Annotated in this window: 16 protein-coding genes; 9 read left to right on the plus strand and 7 right to left on the minus strand. The window is 53.9% G+C overall.

The genetic code is table 11. From position 1 onward, the window contains the following. Positions 1-24: 24 nt before the first annotated feature. Positions 25-363 carry a GIY-YIG nuclease family protein gene (locus tag AC5V87_RS07275; protein WP_495370450.1) on the minus strand — a complete coding sequence of 113 codons (339 nt, stop codon included), beginning with the start codon at positions 361-363 and terminating at the stop codon, positions 25-27. After that, positions 360-1,484: a DGQHR domain-containing protein gene (locus AC5V87_RS07280; RefSeq protein ID WP_495370451.1), complete on the minus strand. Its 1,125-nt coding sequence runs from the start codon at positions 1,482-1,484 to the stop codon at positions 360-362. The genes AC5V87_RS07275 and AC5V87_RS07280 overlap by 4 nt, the downstream gene beginning before the upstream one ends. Before the next feature lie 610 nt (positions 1,485-2,094). Between AC5V87_RS07280 and AC5V87_RS07285 the strand changes: the two genes are divergently transcribed. The 7 genes from AC5V87_RS07285 to AC5V87_RS07315 all read left to right on the plus strand — a co-directional run bounded on the left by AC5V87_RS07285 (position 2,095) and on the right by AC5V87_RS07315 (position 6,562). After that, a complete protein-coding gene (locus AC5V87_RS07285) occupies positions 2,095-2,331 on the plus strand; it encodes a hypothetical protein (RefSeq protein WP_495370452.1) in 237 nt (78 codons plus the stop codon). A gap of 240 nt (positions 2,332-2,571) precedes the next feature. Further along, positions 2,572-3,180: a hypothetical protein gene (locus tag AC5V87_RS07290; RefSeq protein WP_495370453.1), complete on the plus strand. Its 609-nt coding sequence runs from the start codon at positions 2,572-2,574 to the stop codon at positions 3,178-3,180. Further along, positions 3,177-4,448 carry a type IV secretory system conjugative DNA transfer family protein gene (locus AC5V87_RS07295; protein WP_495370454.1) on the plus strand — a complete coding sequence of 424 codons (1,272 nt, stop codon included), beginning with the start codon at positions 3,177-3,179 and terminating at the stop codon, positions 4,446-4,448. Before AC5V87_RS07290 ends, AC5V87_RS07295 begins: the two co-directional genes overlap by 4 nt. A gap of 123 nt (positions 4,449-4,571) precedes the next feature. Then, positions 4,572-5,438 (plus strand): hypothetical protein, encoded by an 867-nt coding sequence (locus AC5V87_RS07300; RefSeq protein ID WP_495370455.1) that lies wholly within the window; start codon positions 4,572-4,574, stop codon positions 5,436-5,438. Next, positions 5,438-5,590, plus strand: a complete 153-nt coding sequence (locus AC5V87_RS07305; protein ID WP_456816911.1) for a hypothetical protein — start codon at positions 5,438-5,440, stop codon at positions 5,588-5,590. The genes AC5V87_RS07300 and AC5V87_RS07305 overlap by 1 nt, the downstream gene beginning before the upstream one ends. Then, positions 5,583-5,861: a hypothetical protein gene (locus AC5V87_RS07310; protein WP_495370456.1), complete on the plus strand. Its 279-nt coding sequence runs from the start codon at positions 5,583-5,585 to the stop codon at positions 5,859-5,861. Before AC5V87_RS07305 ends, AC5V87_RS07310 begins: the two co-directional genes overlap by 8 nt. A gap of 395 nt (positions 5,862-6,256) precedes the next feature. Then, positions 6,257-6,562 carry a hypothetical protein gene (locus tag AC5V87_RS07315; RefSeq protein WP_495370457.1) on the plus strand — a complete coding sequence of 102 codons (306 nt, stop codon included), beginning with the start codon at positions 6,257-6,259 and terminating at the stop codon, positions 6,560-6,562. Between the two features lie 501 nt (positions 6,563-7,063). On the opposite strand, the gene AC5V87_RS07320 is transcribed toward AC5V87_RS07315, so the two are convergent. From AC5V87_RS07320 to AC5V87_RS07330, 3 genes are all read right to left on the minus strand, one after another. Next, on the minus strand, positions 7,064-7,381 hold the full coding sequence (locus AC5V87_RS07320) for a PilZ domain-containing protein (RefSeq protein WP_495370458.1): 318 nt from the start codon (positions 7,379-7,381) through the stop codon (positions 7,064-7,066). Next, complete coding sequence (locus tag AC5V87_RS07325) at positions 7,341-7,637, minus strand: hypothetical protein (RefSeq protein WP_495370459.1); 297 nt, start codon at positions 7,635-7,637, stop codon at positions 7,341-7,343. The genes AC5V87_RS07320 and AC5V87_RS07325 overlap by 41 nt, the downstream gene beginning before the upstream one ends. 1,590 nt (positions 7,638-9,227) lie before the next feature. Continuing rightward, complete coding sequence (locus AC5V87_RS07330; protein WP_495370460.1) at positions 9,228-9,449, minus strand: hypothetical protein; 222 nt, start codon at positions 9,447-9,449, stop codon at positions 9,228-9,230. Between the two features lie 193 nt (positions 9,450-9,642). On the opposite strand from AC5V87_RS07330, the gene AC5V87_RS07335 reads away from it, so the two are divergent. After that, positions 9,643-10,236 carry a hypothetical protein gene (locus AC5V87_RS07335; RefSeq protein WP_495370461.1) on the plus strand — a complete coding sequence of 198 codons (594 nt, stop codon included), beginning with the start codon at positions 9,643-9,645 and terminating at the stop codon, positions 10,234-10,236. A 71-nt stretch (positions 10,237-10,307) separates the two neighbouring features. Beyond that, positions 10,308-10,829: a hypothetical protein gene (locus AC5V87_RS07340; protein ID WP_495370462.1), complete on the plus strand. Its 522-nt coding sequence runs from the start codon at positions 10,308-10,310 to the stop codon at positions 10,827-10,829. A gap of 1,108 nt (positions 10,830-11,937) precedes the next feature. Here the strand turns inward: AC5V87_RS07340 and AC5V87_RS07345 are convergent. Together AC5V87_RS07345 and AC5V87_RS07350 are read right to left on the minus strand one after the other, a co-directional pair. Beyond that, positions 11,938-12,747, minus strand: coding sequence for a hypothetical protein (locus tag AC5V87_RS07345; RefSeq protein ID WP_495370463.1), 810 nt, complete (start codon positions 12,745-12,747; stop codon positions 11,938-11,940). A gap of 15 nt (positions 12,748-12,762) precedes the next feature. Further along, positions 12,763-14,589 (minus strand): pentapeptide repeat-containing protein, encoded by a 1,827-nt coding sequence (locus tag AC5V87_RS07350; protein ID WP_495370464.1) that lies wholly within the window; start codon positions 14,587-14,589, stop codon positions 12,763-12,765. Positions 14,590-15,006: the final 417 nt, after the last annotated feature.

Below are 15,006 nucleotides of genomic sequence, written 5' to 3' on the forward strand. Positions count from 1 at the left end.
AGGTCTGATGCCCGAAAACAAAGTTCATGTCGAAGTGGGTGAGTAAACTCCATTGAGTATCGGCAAGCATCCCTCTTGAAGGAGGTGGATGTTGAGCCAAGTGCGTTCGATTTTGTTTGTTTCCGTCGTCTCAAGCCAATGAAACAGAAACGCGACACCCAGTTCGGTAGTGGTTGTCTTCTGAGGGTTGTCTAAATGCTCTCCGAACCGACGACGCAGGTCATCGGTCAAACCGACATAAAGGACAATGCCCGCGAACGTGGTCAGCACGTAGCAACCAGCCTTCCGTGGCACAAAGCGTTCTCTGCTTCTACTAAATCGTTCTTTGTTCATTGGGGATGGGATCAAATGCTCGATGTTCATAGCTCAATAGCGGATGAAAGGGACACCTTGTGAAGGGCCTTGGACATCTCCTGAGAAACCACGTTAATCGCTCCGGCATTCAGAAAACTTGCCTTGCTCCCTTTTGCCCACCAATCAGGATGGCCAACTCCGGCATAATCGCCTTCGACATTGTTGAAACAGGAGGCCAATAGCTCCTCCATGGTGGAAACGGTGAAACTCTTGCGGTCAAGGAGCTTAGTAAAGAAAGGTATTGAGAATTTACAGAAGAGCTCGACCCCATTGTACTTGTAAAGAACTGATGAGTTGCCATCGTCCAGTTGAGCAGCGATGGCTTTCCAGTAATTCAGAAATATCTTCTTTTCCTTGTCGAAGTCATTGAAGCTCGCCAAAGGGTTGTTAGCCGTGAGAACATACTTCACGATAGCTTTAACGAATGAACGCTGGTTGATTGTTGCTCCATCCATGTCTGCATTCGCCATTAGGATTTTGCTCTTCCAGGGCGATCCATCCGCTTCATTCAGGTAGTCAACAAACCGAATGGCCTTCTCGACCTCGCCTCGTTCGACGGTTTTGAGTATCCACCTCGGCAAGCTCGGCAGGTCTTCAACATCGAGCGCATCGCTTAGTCGAGCAATGATCCGCTGCTCGACCGACTTGTCTACGCTTTTCTGAGTCGTGTTCACGATCAAGAAGTGGCACATCTGGGCGATCTTCGGCAGGTTCACCGCGATATTTACGGGAACCTCAAACTCCAGAACACGGCTATCTTTTTGTGCCGCTAACTTGAGCCCCTCAAGTCGATGCTGACCGTCCACAACGCTGAAGGGGCCCACTGAGGAGATGTCAAACGTTATGGAGTTATCTTCAGTGTTGAACTCGATCGATTTATCAGTGGCCAGGAAGACGGATGTTGGCAGAAATGCATCTTTGCTGCCTTGTCCACTTACGATGTAGTCGGCGAGCTTCTTGGCCCGCGCTGTATTTAACAGACGCTGATATCCGGTCTCCGTGTCCTCCGGGTCCAGTGTGTCCACGCTGTAAAAATCTTTTGCGATCAGGTCGCTTACCTTCAGAGCCGTCGTGTACAGAACCAGCGCACCCTGTCGGACCCGCGCAGCCGGGATTTTCAACTTCGTCAATCGAGCCCCCATTAAATGCAAAATTACTCCAGGTTGCAATAGGAGCACATACCGTGGCTCAGTGGAAGGCCGATGCTTTCGTAATGACTACAATCGGTAAACCGCCGACGAGGCCACAAACCGGCCCTTTGCCCGAGCGGAAGCACGCAGCGGCTAGCCACCCCCGAGGTAGCAATAGCCGTCAACGGCTTAGATCGCCAGTTCTGACAGCTTTCATGACCTAAAAAATCGAATCCACGAGATCTCAACCTAGAGTAAGGTTGCTTGTCGGCTGACTTAACCAGCCGTCGCGACGGCTCCAACCCAACGGAGTCTAGCGATGTCTGAGAAATCAGTGGTCACATTCAAACGTCTGCGTTCAGATTTCGGAATACCTTACAGTCGTACTCACCTGGACCGCTTGGAAAAGGCGAAGAGGTTTCCGCAGAGTTTTAAGCTCTCGCCCTATCGCGGTTCCCCGCGCGTCTGGTGGGTGATTGAGGTTACCGAATATCTGGAGAGATGCGCGAAGGCCAGGTCCGACGCTCCGAAGTAAGAGGAGCGGGCGGTCAGATAAGGCCAGCATTCCAACGCTGCCCCCACGCTGACCGCCTCCTCTAGGGAGGGACCAATGTCGGACAATTTACAACTGGTCCGCGTGCTTATCGGCATGGCCGGTCTGCTCGTCGGTTTTGTTGGGACCATGTACATCGTGATGCCTTGGTGGTTCGAAAGCACTCGAACGACCGGCTACGTCATCACTGCCGTTGGCGTTCTTATGTGGCTCCAGGCCATACCGGTCTTGAAGGCTTCCGATAGAGCCGAAATGAAGCAGAAATTCCTCGAGGAGCTTAATCGAAGGAAATAGCCTCATGACAAACATAGGCCTTCTTCGATGCTTGATCGGAATGGTTGGCGCGGTGTTTTGCTTTGTAGGCGTCATTAGCTTGTGGGCCCTTTGGATTGGTAGCGAGGATAAGGCCAGCACATTGATATTCACCATGGCCGGCGCGCTCATGTGGCTACAAGCGGTGCCCGTTTCGCGGGCTTGCGAAAGGGCGGAGATGAAACAGCGATTCCTTGATGAATTGAATCGAAAGAAATAGCGATGCCTATCGCAGAGGATAGATGTTTGACCTGTGGCACTCGTCATCGACCAGGCAATCTCGACACGACTGTGTCGTCTTGCGAGGCTCTTGATGCAGACGGGACCTTCTTTGGGCTCCCCTACTGGTTTTGCTCAGTGGACTGTTACAAGAAGGCTGTAAGCAAATACATCAAAGACAAACGCTACGGTTTCGATAAGACGCCTCAAGATGATGACGACGTCAAAGCTGCTGTGAAAGATGCTTATGCAGAATTGATGGTCGAAATGAGTACAGGCAACATCATCACGCATTTCTTCAACCGTAAGCTGCGTATGTCTGAGTCCGAGTTCGTCCAGCAACATATCAAGCCGACCGTCGACAATTTCTACTCGCTTCAAAGTGAGCAAATATTCAACGCTGAAATAGAGCTGCAGCAACATCTTAATGCCGAATGGATGCACCAAATCGATCAAGACAGCGCTCAACGTGAGAAGGAGCGAGCCAAGCTCCACGAGCAATTCGACAAAGAGTGGAAGAAGCTGAAAGAAAGAGAAGCAAAGGAAGAGGCTGAGCGCGAAGCGAAGCGACAGGAGGAGGAGCGCTGGCAGCCGAGGCCGTTTAAGCTATGAGCGAAGTCAGATTCTCAGGTCATTGGATCGTTGCCGCTCAGGGGATGGGCAAATCTAATCTCTTGCTTCATATGATCTCGGAAGACCTTCCGACGGATGCCGCTGTTATTGTCATCGACCCGAAGGGCGATGTCATCAACGCGATCAGAAATCTCGCGCTTGGTACGCTTCTTGTCACCCTTGACCCGACGTTCGTTCCATTCGCCGTAAATCCGCTTGACGTCCCCAAGACCGACACGAAACGAGCCGTAGACCAAATCGAGTACATCTTCGGCGCAATCCTCGGAGCAGGCATTACCCCTAAACAACAAGCATTGCTTCGCTCGCTGTTGCGAGCGTGCATCCTTTCAATTCCCAACCCTACCCTCATAACTGTTCAAGATCTCCTCACGCGAGGTCCAGAACCGTATCGCTCTCATCTCAAATCGCTTCCACCCGATCTTCAGCACCTCTTTGACACGAGTAAACATGGAGGCTGGAGCACATATGATGCGACCAGGAATGAACTCAGTTGGCGAATTCAGCTGCTCTTTGAGATCGACATCATCAGAACGATGTTCTCGGCGCCCAAGACACGCTTCAGCATTGCGGAGTGCATGGATGACGGCGATGTCGTCTTGATCGATAATTCCTGGGACAAGCTTCACATAGAAGGATCGAAATTTCTCGGTCGCTACATCATGGCGCAGATCTGGGCGGCGGCCACGGCGCGATCATCGAGGCCACGACACGAGAAGCGGCCTGTCTACGTCTATGTCGATGAAGCCGACACTATCATCGATAGTACTGTTGCTGAGATCATTTATCGTTGCAGCTCGCAGAATATCGGCCTCATTCTCGCTCACCAATCGTATTCACAGATCAAAGACCCGGCCGTCCTGAGTGCGTTAGAGAACTGCGCCATCAAGATGGCCAATGTCGACGCCGAGGCTAACTATTTCAGCAAACTTCTGCACGTCCCAGAGGAGCGAATGCATAACCTGCCCCCTGGGCAGTTCGCTATGCATGTACGTGGCGAAGAGCCTCAAATCGTAGAAACCCCCATCGCAGAGATTCCTCTTAAAGAGATGTCACCAAGCGAGCGCGATGAACATCGAGATTGTATGCGGCGCCTGTATGGTCTTGAAGAGCAAGTAGCGCACGAAGCCAGCCCTGCAGAGTCGGATTCAAAAGCCACCTCGAGCGAAATGCGTGACGCAGTGAAGTGTGATGATCCCGGTGTCTCTCCTTCCGACGATGACAACAAGCCGTCTACTTGGGGAGAATAGTTACGCAAATTTAATCAGAATCGAGCGCTACAACATAGCACTCCACGGCGTGTCACAGTCCTCCTAGGACCTCCATAGTTGCCGACTTAACGAGCCGCCACGCGCGGACTTACATTCGGCGCTATGAAAGCCATCAAGCCAGACGTACCCGGTGATCTCGAGATCCTAAAAGCAATTGGGCGGCACGGCGTGCTTTTGCCTGACGATCTCTGCGCGATCACACAGCGGTCGTACTCATCGGTCATCTTCCGCACCAAGAAGCTCAAGGACCACGGCTTCATCCGGTGGAGCGAGACACAAGATAAGAACCGCGCCGCCTGGCTCAGCTATCCGAAAGCCTTTCAGCTCACCAACAAGGGCGTTGGAAAGCTCATGGAGAAGGGCTGCGAGCACCGGGTGCCCGAATCTTCCAAGCAGTTCCTTCACCAAGTGACCGAAGCGCACGTCGCGGCGTCTTTTGAGATTGGAGCCCGCAACCGTCTTATTACTCACTCTCAAATCCTCGACAATCCAAAAACCCCCGAGACAGCGAGTGACTTCTTCCCGGTCGTGTTTCATTTCAAGGGCAAGGACCACAATTACAAACTCAAGCCCGACATAGGCCCGATTGCGATCAAGTACGCGAACGGCACCTACCGTTTTCTCGTTGTCGAAGTGGACTTGGGTACCGAGCCCCTCAAATCCGCAAACCGCGACAGGCAAGCAATCGAAACAAAGATCGCTGCCTACCTCAATGTCCTTGAACAAGCGACGTTTCGCTCGCAGTTCGGGATACCGAATCTCACGGTCCTTTTCACCTCCACGAACCAAACCCGCGTCAACAACATCCTCAGTCTCTGTGAGACGATGGCCGGAAAGTTCGTCAGCAAATTTGGCGCTCAAGTGGTGCCCACAATCACCTGTGGCGTCAAACCCCCCATGCCTGGATATGCCGTCAACCAGCCATGGCTCCAACCCGGCGGCAGAACGCTGAACATAGGAGAAGCGTAATGGATCGACTGAAGCGGATAACAGAGTTGGTTGCACAGAAGACGGCAATCGACGCCGAACTCAAGACGCTTAAGGAGCAAATCGCTCAAGAAAGCGCGGCTCTCAAGAAAGCGAGGAGGCCACGTCAGAAGAAGGAGCCGCAGAATGTCTGAGTTTCTTTGGTGTCCAGAATGCCGACAGGCGTTCATCGATGAGGAGCGCATGTTCTTCGCCCAACGATGCACCGACTGCGGCGGCCTCTTGGAAAGAGATGAACCTGGCCGATGCGAGGTCGACTTCAAGGAGCTCGACATCGGTTATGAAGAGGAAGATCAGGAGGGAGGGGTGGAAGAAGAGGAGGGACAGGAAGACGAAGAGACCGACGAACAAGCGGAAGATCAAGAAGACGCAGACGACACAGAGACTGAAAGTGAAGCCGAGTGACCTCTGAAGAGCCGCGCAAATGCGGCTCCATGTTCGTACCGGCGGCACCACGCCCATCCTCCACTGCAAGCCAGCGAAGCCCGGTCACGACGTCATGGTCGATTTTCTCGTGCAAGGATGCCTTGCGCTCGTGCCGCCCGATCTAAGGCAACAGCAAGTCGTCGGGCCTGCTCACGAGTGCACCGCGAAAGAACTGCGGCACGGCGGAGAGCCGTCGATAGCGCTGACACAATCTCCCGCGTGGACAGGCCGCCTTTCGGAGACGTGGATTATGGGCTTGCCACGTTTTCCCGGTCTGCTGTAGAATCCTCTTCGTGTGAGGAGTTCGAGGCATAGCCTCCGTTCAGTTCCAGATTTCGCAAATTCATTTGAAACATTCTATGGGGGACATTGCGATGGCAAAGCCTTCGGTTTCCCGTGAGGCCTTTCGTGGGTTGTTCGCCTTTTATGCGGCCAAGGCCCACCATGATCATAACGATGTCGCCGAAGGCCGGCTTCTCAAGCTATTTGGATCGAGCGAACACATTCCCGACGGGCTGTTGGAGTTGTGGTCATCACGGACCGAGCTGATTGGCTCGGAGGCCATTGGCAACATAATGTCACCGCTCGCTCATCAGATCCTGGACGGCGGCGCACAATACAACCACGCCAGCGACTTCCTTCATCGACTGTTGCGCGAGTTAGACCGAAACGACCATTAGCCGCGGTTGCTAGTGGCTGACGCTGACCTGTGGGCGTAGCCCATCGCCTAGATTTTCGTTCGACGCTACACCTCGAAACACGAGCGATCGCCGTCCCAAAGCTCAACGTCGTGCACGCTATACATTTTTTCGGCTCGACGTCTCGCCGCCTGCTCGTCGATGCAGTCGAGCTTCGCAGCGCAAATCGCTTGCCGGTTGCTGTCCACCACGAACACTTAAGTCCCATCCTAACGCCGTCGTAGAAGGTTCGTTTAAGGCAGCGCCAAAGTGTCAAACATCTTGCATGAGCAATGTCCGTAAAGGGATCACGAACCGTACTACTTCTTCAGCAGTGTTCCGATCGTCCGCGCCATCTGCCTCACCGAGCCGGCGTGGCGGCCCAACTCGGCAGCGATCTTCGATACAGCGGCTCCCTGCCGAGCGAGCGCGGCTAAGCGCCGAACCTCCTGCTCGGTCCACTGCTTTGGCTTTGGTGTTTTCATGCGGGGCGCTCGACCACGCTCATGGTGAGCCGACAAGACCTTTTCCTGCATTCGTCTTGGCCTTCGTCCTTGCTGTGACGAACTGAACTCCGACGTGAGATCCATCCACCCAAATCAGTTCGCAGCGCCGAAATGCCAGACCAGTTGAGGACAGAACCAGAAAGAATTCCTGTGCCTTCAGGGGGTCCGTTGAGCCCTCGACCTCAAGCTTGGCGCCGCTCGCAGAAGCGTCGACAAGAACGCAGCTTCGCCGCCACGTCCCATCGACACCCATGATGCTCACGATGTGCTTGTGTTCAAACCGAACACGGTGCGCCTTTCGATTGTTCGCCATCATCTGCAATCTCCAAATTCAAATCATCCTCTCCAAATAATGCGCCGCCCTCCCTGCGCGTCGTTGTTATAAGCAAGTCGATCTTTGCCGACTGAGCCAGTAAAGTCCTTCTGGTCGTTTCATCCAGTTTGGTTTGTCCGATGAGCAATCGGATGCAGCCATTCGCGAGTTCGAGAATGAAGATGGCCTGACGGATGTCATCCGTTGTTTGGACGTCCAGAGCGTGAACTTGCGACAACAGAGCGGCGACATTCGCCAAAATGTTAGGCAGTTTCTGGCGCGAGGAGTACGTCTTAGACTTCGCCCTGTGGGGCTGTCGAAATTGAAGCACCGACGACATTGTCGCGAATCTCTATTTCGTTCGGCGGCATTGCCGAAAAAATGATCAAAAAGGCACGTAAGAAATACAGCTATACACGAGCACAAGGAGAGGCCGATTAGAGTAGGCCCGCAACGATGGGCTCCCCGAGCATCTTAGAATAAGCAGAACTTACGCCACACCGGTTGATAAAAAGTAATGAGGTTTCGCGCAGCAGGTACTGTAGTGTGCAGGTTGCTTCCTGAACGCTAGCGAGATTCGGCGAGAATGCCTATGCAACGCGCAGCCCCGGGGGATATCAAAAAGCGAGCATGCCGGCTTACGGTCGCGAGGTTGCTGAGATCCCACCCGAAGAGGCGCAAGCGTCTGAACTAAATCGGTCGCTTCCTCGCGATCGGGAGACTGCGGACGTAATACCCTTGTGTCTGAACCTTGGACCTAATCTCCTCGCTCACTTTGAAAATGCGCTTTCTGCTCTTGCGCCATTTCCTTGATCCGCATGTCATGCCCTTACGGAACGTGCTACAGTTGTGCTATGTTGAAGTCGTTCGTTGCGGCAATCGTCATTATTCTTGCGGGCCTGTTATCCAAACAATATCAAAAATTCCAAGGCAGCTACCCTACCATTTGGCAGCCACCACACTGCTGCCACGTCGACTTGTCCCCGACTTCTACCCACAAAACTGCAAGAGTCTTCGTTGATCTCTGCCACCTCAACTCCGGAAAATCCACAAGCAGTAACTTTCTTAATCTCTTCGGAGCATGCCGGTGAAAACGATTACTACGCCAATGGACTGAGCATTAGTTTTGGAGACGGAACGTGCGCCCATCCTTTTGTGCTTCTTGGCAACTGCGGTGATAAGCCGCGCTGCTTCACAGGAGCTATTGCGTACCACACGTATGCGGTACCCGGGACATACACCGCGCAGCTTCTCATTCCGGGCAGCAAGTGCAATCGGCGAGATGTGACATGCGTGTGGCAAGCAATTTCGGTCACGTCGATTGTCATCAAAAACAGCTCACTAGTGCACGGCAGTGATTAGAGTAGAAGTACTCTCCCGAGACTCAGCCTGTCTGACTGCCAATAACGGATGCGGGAAATTGAACCATCAAATTCAGAGCCCGAACGAAGGTCGCGTCGAATTAGACAAGCAAATGGTCATTTTGCACTGTGACGGGTTTCCAACCTAGAACATCCATGATTTGGAGGTCTGTTACTGTGACTATCTCCTTCAGTCCGCGCTCTCCGGTTCCGAAAGCGTCGATACCATCTATATAGCGCACCACACCGCTCCAATCCGCGAGGTCACCGCCACTCTTAGTTGTAGTGGACCCCATACGTTAGACACCAAAGAGGAGCTTAGAGAGCTCTCAGAAAAAACACGGCGGTGCGACTGCCCACCCGATGATCCGTATTGCATATACCTCGGCTGAACTTCCGACTTGGTCGTTGCTTCAGACTTGATGGCTGATCGGAGGGTCCAAAGCTACAATTGTAAAGCGCCCACGAAGTGGGCGCCTTAGCGAGATTCAGCGCAGTTCACGCATCTGACGATAGGCTGCATATGCATAAATTGCCGAGAGAACAAGGAGCATGAGTCCTGCTGCGATCATAGAGCCGAATGCAATCAACGGTCCAGAGCTCAATAATGCTGAGAAGGAAAGCACGACAAGCGAGGCCAAAGCGGCCTCTATCGACAGCAAGAGTACGAGCAATGGGACGATGAATGCATCGGGTGGGCTGCTCTTCATGGGGCGGCTTTCTCCGAAGGGTGGGCTCGTATTATCCTAACAGGAATTAATACCTAGGCAACGAGCGCGGGTGAGCAACCGTAGCTTCGCCTAACGAGCCGATGAAGGCTTGCCTTTTTGTGGTTGCCAGCCAAAGGTGGTATCATGGCGACGCTTATCGGATCGATTTTCCGTGGAGGAATCGGAGGAGCCGATGGAAGCTGATGCCGCCTCAGATGAGGCTGGAAAGAATCCGCCCCCATCCAGCAATACCGAGAATGTAGACGCTAGCCGTCGGACCGGCACGGTCAGCTTTAGCGACAAGATCGCATTAGGTACTGCTGCAATTCATTTTTTAATTTTGGTCGCTGCCGTAGCCGGACTGCTGTATGCGGCCGAACAGCTGAAGGTTGCTGTGAAGGGCACACAATATCAGAACGCAATTCTTATTGTCGACCAATCCGCCGAGACCGCGGATCGGCTCAGAAAAGAGAACAAGCTCTTAGATGTGCTAGAAAACAAGAGTTCTGAGACAACGTCCGCTGAAGAGGTGGAGGAGGCTCTGGAAAGATATCAGTCCCTTCTATTCAAGGCCTCAGTCTTGGAAGACAACGAGCTAATGCCCGGGGAGTTTTGGACGGCTTTTATTACCGATTTCTGCGACCGCATGTATAACCGGTATCCTTATATCCAAGGCTGGTGGGGCCGACAGAAAATTCGTGAGCCATACGCGTCTCTGTCGCAACGATATAAGAACTTGAGCTACGAATGTGTGGAGCGTGGCACGAAAGCAGGAGGAGCACGATGAAAACTCGGTGGCTAGCTGCTCTAGTTGCAACGTTTCTGACGATATCCGCGTACGCGTTCGTTGGCGATAGGATGACAAAAACCATCGGCGATCTTGGGGTTGAATTGGTGCGAGCGGTGTCGCTTACAGGTGAAATTCAGGCGGACATTGCAAGGCCTAGCGCGGACGATTTAATCAAGAACAAAGACAGGATACAGAGACAGCTTGCTGACCTTAAAGAGGAGACCGAAGCCATTTCGCAACTTCTTCTGAGGATGAGAGATCAGCCTTCGTTGAGTCTGGAAAAGTTAGATGCGGCAAAAAGAGCTGACTTTCTTAGGCTCGTGCCTGTAGATTTCCGGCCAGATGTTGAGAAGAGAAATGCACTTGATTTGGCACTCGTACTGCGAATCTACGCAGGCATAAAAAGCGACGTTCATCGGGATGCATCGCTGTTTAACAGAGCTCTCGCAGAAATTACGGATAGTTCAAATATCGGATTAGTCGATAAGGTGGGAATAACTCGGGGGGCTTTAACAGCAAGTTTAGGCCGCCTCGTCGAATTCTCAGGGCGAGTTCAGGAATTGGCTTATTTGCAGGAGATGAGGTCGTAACGCAACGGGCAAGTTGCGAAACAAGTTCGTTCGGAGGGCGAAATGGCGGTGTGCGGATAGGACCGTAGCGCATTCCCCTCCCAACAAGCGAGGACTTGCGGTAGGTTGCGGACCTCCGGGCGTATAGGATCGATGCAGGATGAATCCGCTTCGGACTACCGTAGTCATGAAGACTGACATCAGCGGCTCGACATCGGATGCCGCCTGCCCCCTTTGCTGATCCAACGGCAAGCCGAGAAACGGTGTGTGCCCCGCTGGCTTAACCCATGCGGCCGGTCAACCCCGAAGGGCGACCAGCCAGTTCGGCGGTCGAGCTTGCCCGAAGCAACGTTAGCCCTGATCCTGGCAGAGGTGAGGTTTGCTCATTGGCCGAGGTGGAAGCGTCGAGATATGTGGAGTTAGTTGGAGCGGTCATTTAATCCCCCGTTGACTTGCGAAATACCCACATGGCGCAAGGGCAAAGCATCAATGACATGCAATAATAATTCTAATGCAGAGATTGGTAGTGCGCTTGAAGCGCCCTTTTAAGTACGCCAGCATCACATACTGGTCGCTCTATCTTGCCGCGCTGATCATGCCAGCGCTGATGCTTCCACTGGATCAATTCAGCTGTAATTCCTTTAAAGGTAGGGACAATTTGTTAGGCTTCAACGATCCTCTTGTTTTATCAACTCCCTGCACCTCGAAGATGGAGTATGTAGTGACTAACATTATATATGGTCTGCCTCTCACAATTCTGCTCTGGTTGTCTACTTGCCTTATGATTTTCATCATCGTGGCGATCGTCTTTCTGTTCACGCACCAATCCAGCGATCAAGGTAAACATTGAGGCCGTCCCGTGCGTCAGCGGCAGGTGCCTTTTCCCGAATTGTTGTGACAGTAGAAGGTGTACCGCGCGTTCCCGGCAGTTGCAGGCGCGCAAGGCTTCCCTACGTAATTGGAGCCAGCGATTTGCGCAAAACAGTGTGCCGCTCCGGCACTTCCCCAAATCTTGGTGCAGAGCGCTTTGCAGTTAGCCTCACACCAAGCGCCATGCTGACGCCGTACTTCTCGCCAGCTTCGCGCAGGGTGTGTAAGGCACCGCTCTTCGATGCGCCGGACCACGGTATCAGTCCACCGAAGTACTAGGCTCGGGCGAGTTAAAAATAAAACCGAGTTGCCGCCACAGGGCATCGGCACGAGCCGCAAGTGCGTGACCGACGTCCTCCAGATTCTTACTCTGCGAGGATAATCCCTCGATCTTGGCGGTCGTCTGGTCGTCTGATAGGTCAGATATTTCGCCCGGTCTTTGGAGTTCGCTTGCCGACCTCAGTTGCACAATGTCCCGCTCCAATTGATCACGTTGCAGTCGCACAGCCCGCATTTCCCGGACGAGGTCGGTGAGCTCCCCGAGTTTGATCAACCGGGCACCGAGGAAGGAGAAATAGGCGATCTCGCTCAATATCATTAAAGTCACTAGGCGCCACCCTACCGACGTGAACGACTCCGAAGCACTGACGAACGGAAGCACAAATCCAACAAGTGCTAGTTGAAGCACCGCAAGATCTATCCTGCCATATTCGCCCAGAAGTGATCGGCGTGCCTGATGCGTTTGAAACGGACGATCCTCGGTACGGCGTGATTCAGCGACGCCGGTACCGCGACCACTTTCGACAAGCCACCTCCGCAAGCGCGCTGGCATGCGAACTAGGCGCGTCTCGAGCGGCAGCGCCACTGCACCCGCGATCGCCATGATAGCCACGATAATGAAAGCAAATATCGGCGCGGGCTCAGATAACTTGGAAGGTGCTCCGGGTATAATTGACATGAGAAAAAGAGTATAGATCCATGTGAAAAACAGCGACAGCGACCAAACCAATTGGCACCGCGCGACACTGAGTCGCCCGTCCACGGCCCATAGCGATCGAAGCGCGAACATATGTAAACTCTAGCGCTACGGCGTCCCACCGGCCGGCCTGCAGCTCGGTTTGAAGTCTTTCTCGCGAACCATTTGGAGGGCATGGGTCAGATCAGCGCCACTGAGATTCGCTCCCGACTCTCCGAAGTCCGCGTCCTTGATATTGGCGTTTGCAAAGTCTACTGCGCTGAGATCCTTGGGCAGTTTTGCATTACTGAGTTCGGTCCACTGCAGCGAGGCACCGACGAGCGTAGCACCCGACAGATCGGCACCGCGCAGATCCGCACCGCAGAGGCACGCGCCGGACAAATCAGCGTCTGCGAAAGGTCCGCGTAGAATTGCGCCCGTCAGGTCGGCGCCCCTTAGCTTCGCCTTACTGGCATCCCTGAGATTAACAATGGTCGCACCACGCAGAAGAGCATTGCTGAGATCAGCGTCCGTCAGTTTCGCGCCCGTTAGGATCGCGTTATTGAGCTTGGGGCCGGTCGCGGCAGTCGCAGGTCGGTTGCAAGCGTTGGCAACCGGCGCCGCAGGGGGCGTTGCGGTCGGAGAAGCTTGCGCCAAAAGGCTGCAACTTCTGTCGTTGACGCACGATAGATCGGCGTTACGCAGATCTGCCTCCATCAGCACCGTTCGCGCGAGTCGTGCACCCAGGAGCGACGCGTCGATTAAATCGGTGCGAATGAAACTTGCGTCCGAAAGGTCGGCGAGGTCGAGACGCACCTTAGGCATAACGGCACTATCGAACGACGTGCCGACAAAACGCCACCTCCGGTAGTCGAGGCCTCGGCCGAAACTCTCCCAAGCCCTCATCCGGGCATTTTCCGGCCAATTTTCCTTGCGCACTGTGTCAAAAAGATCGCCAGTGCTGGCACCTTGACCGCGCGTCGAGGTTATCATCGCCGCCATGATCGTGTCGCTCGGTTCCGCAGCGACAAGCTTTGCCCCGGCGAGATCGAGCGCCCTTCCGAGATCCGGCAAGGCAACGCTCACAAGCAAAAGTACGAGCAAGCATAGGTAGACCGGCATGGCGATAACCTCCTTCTCCGTGGCGGTTCGGCCGAAGCGAGGCAGATCACCAGGGATTTTATGAAAGCGACGGATCAAGACGAGTACCGGTGCTACGCTTATGGCGAGCACTATTGCTAGGCCAATTGCGAACGTCGTATTGCTGATACCGAGGAGATTAGGGGAGAAGTCCTGAGGCGACTCGGTGTGTTGAGCCGCCACCTTGACGAAAGTTGCCGCCCCGAGGGCCGCTACTCCGAGCAACCCGGCCGCCCTGATTGATACGAGCGCGAGACCAATCCGTCTCATGACGGCGGAGCGCATCGCGATGGCAGTATCGTACAGCGCGAGAGGCTCAATGCTCGCATAAATGAGCAGCGCAGCGTCGGCGATCAGCGCGAAGGCGTGAGCAAAGCTCAGCATCCCCGCGGCCTGAATATCGGCGATATCTGAGGGCCGAGAGCGCCCGTAGGGCGCGAATTTCCAAAGCATGAGAAACAGCGCCAGAGGCGCCAAGACATTTCCTGCCCAGCGGAGCGCCAGATCCCACCGTTGTCTTGCTGCTGGTCGGGGCGTCAGCAATTCAAAATGAAGCGCCAGCACCAAAATCGGCGCGAACGCATAGAACCACAAAATCGACAGCTTGAGGCCGAGAAAGGGTGTCAGAATCCAGCCGCTCGGTAGGTTCACCCTTTGGGCTGCCGCCTCAAGCGACACCTGTGTGTCGGGCCGGACTAGATCCGAGTCCGCCTGACTCGCCACCGTCATGACGATATAGAACAGTAGAAGCACGATCGCCGATGGGGCGATTGACGCGGTAGCCTTGCCTTCCTGGACGCCTTCGCCGGTCGGCATGTCACTTCCCGATCACATTGTTGGTAGAGAGTGGCGTGCACGCCGCGCTGGGGAGCCTTCACAGACGAAGACAGGATCGTTCGGCCGGTCAGACGAACGGCCGCTCCGAAATCGTATTCTAGAACGTGAGGCTCAGTAACAGTGGCAATCAACGCAACGCGCCAAAACGACTCCACTTACCTATGTTTGAGTAAAGTCCTGCTTCGAAAATCAAACTCGCCGTTCTTTGTGAACTGACATAAAAAGCGATGCCAGAAAGTAGGTGGTTATCCCAATTTCGTCCCGTCATTGGGCAGGTGTTATTAGTTGTCAAATTCTATCATCGGTTGTTCGATCGTCAATCGCATTGTTGACGGTCCGGTTGCAGGTAAGAAGCGCTGACTAATCTAGACGTGCCGCGGTGACTTCTAGCCCTTC

This window comes from Bradyrhizobium sp. SOJA106, from assembly GCF_059448745.1.

Coding starts and splice junctions, on each gene's coding strand:
- AC5V87_RS07275 (WP_495370450.1), bottom strand. CDS start 363: ATGAACATCGAGCATTTGATCCCATCCCCAATGAACAAAGAACGATTT.
- AC5V87_RS07285 (WP_495370452.1), top strand. CDS start 2,095: ATGTCGGACAATTTACAACTGGTCCGCGTGCTTATCGGCATGGCCGGT.
- AC5V87_RS07290 (WP_495370453.1), top strand. CDS start 2,572: ATGCCTATCGCAGAGGATAGATGTTTGACCTGTGGCACTCGTCATCGA.
- AC5V87_RS07295 (WP_495370454.1), top strand. CDS start 3,177: ATGAGCGAAGTCAGATTCTCAGGTCATTGGATCGTTGCCGCTCAGGGG.
- AC5V87_RS07300 (WP_495370455.1), top strand. CDS start 4,572: ATGAAAGCCATCAAGCCAGACGTACCCGGTGATCTCGAGATCCTAAAA.
- AC5V87_RS07305 (WP_456816911.1), top strand. CDS start 5,438: ATGGATCGACTGAAGCGGATAACAGAGTTGGTTGCACAGAAGACGGCA.
- AC5V87_RS07310 (WP_495370456.1), top strand. CDS start 5,583: ATGTCTGAGTTTCTTTGGTGTCCAGAATGCCGACAGGCGTTCATCGAT.
- AC5V87_RS07315 (WP_495370457.1), top strand. CDS start 6,257: ATGGCAAAGCCTTCGGTTTCCCGTGAGGCCTTTCGTGGGTTGTTCGCC.
- AC5V87_RS07320 (WP_495370458.1), bottom strand. CDS start 7,381: ATGATGGCGAACAATCGAAAGGCGCACCGTGTTCGGTTTGAACACAAG.
- AC5V87_RS07330 (WP_495370460.1), bottom strand. CDS start 9,449: ATGAAGAGCAGCCCACCCGATGCATTCATCGTCCCATTGCTCGTACTC.
- AC5V87_RS07335 (WP_495370461.1), top strand. CDS start 9,643: ATGGAAGCTGATGCCGCCTCAGATGAGGCTGGAAAGAATCCGCCCCCA.
- AC5V87_RS07340 (WP_495370462.1), top strand. CDS start 10,308: ATGACAAAAACCATCGGCGATCTTGGGGTTGAATTGGTGCGAGCGGTG.
- AC5V87_RS07345 (WP_495370463.1), bottom strand. CDS start 12,747: ATGTTCGCGCTTCGATCGCTATGGGCCGTGGACGGGCGACTCAGTGTC.
- AC5V87_RS07350 (WP_495370464.1), bottom strand. CDS start 14,589: ATGCCGACCGGCGAAGGCGTCCAGGAAGGCAAGGCTACCGCGTCAATC.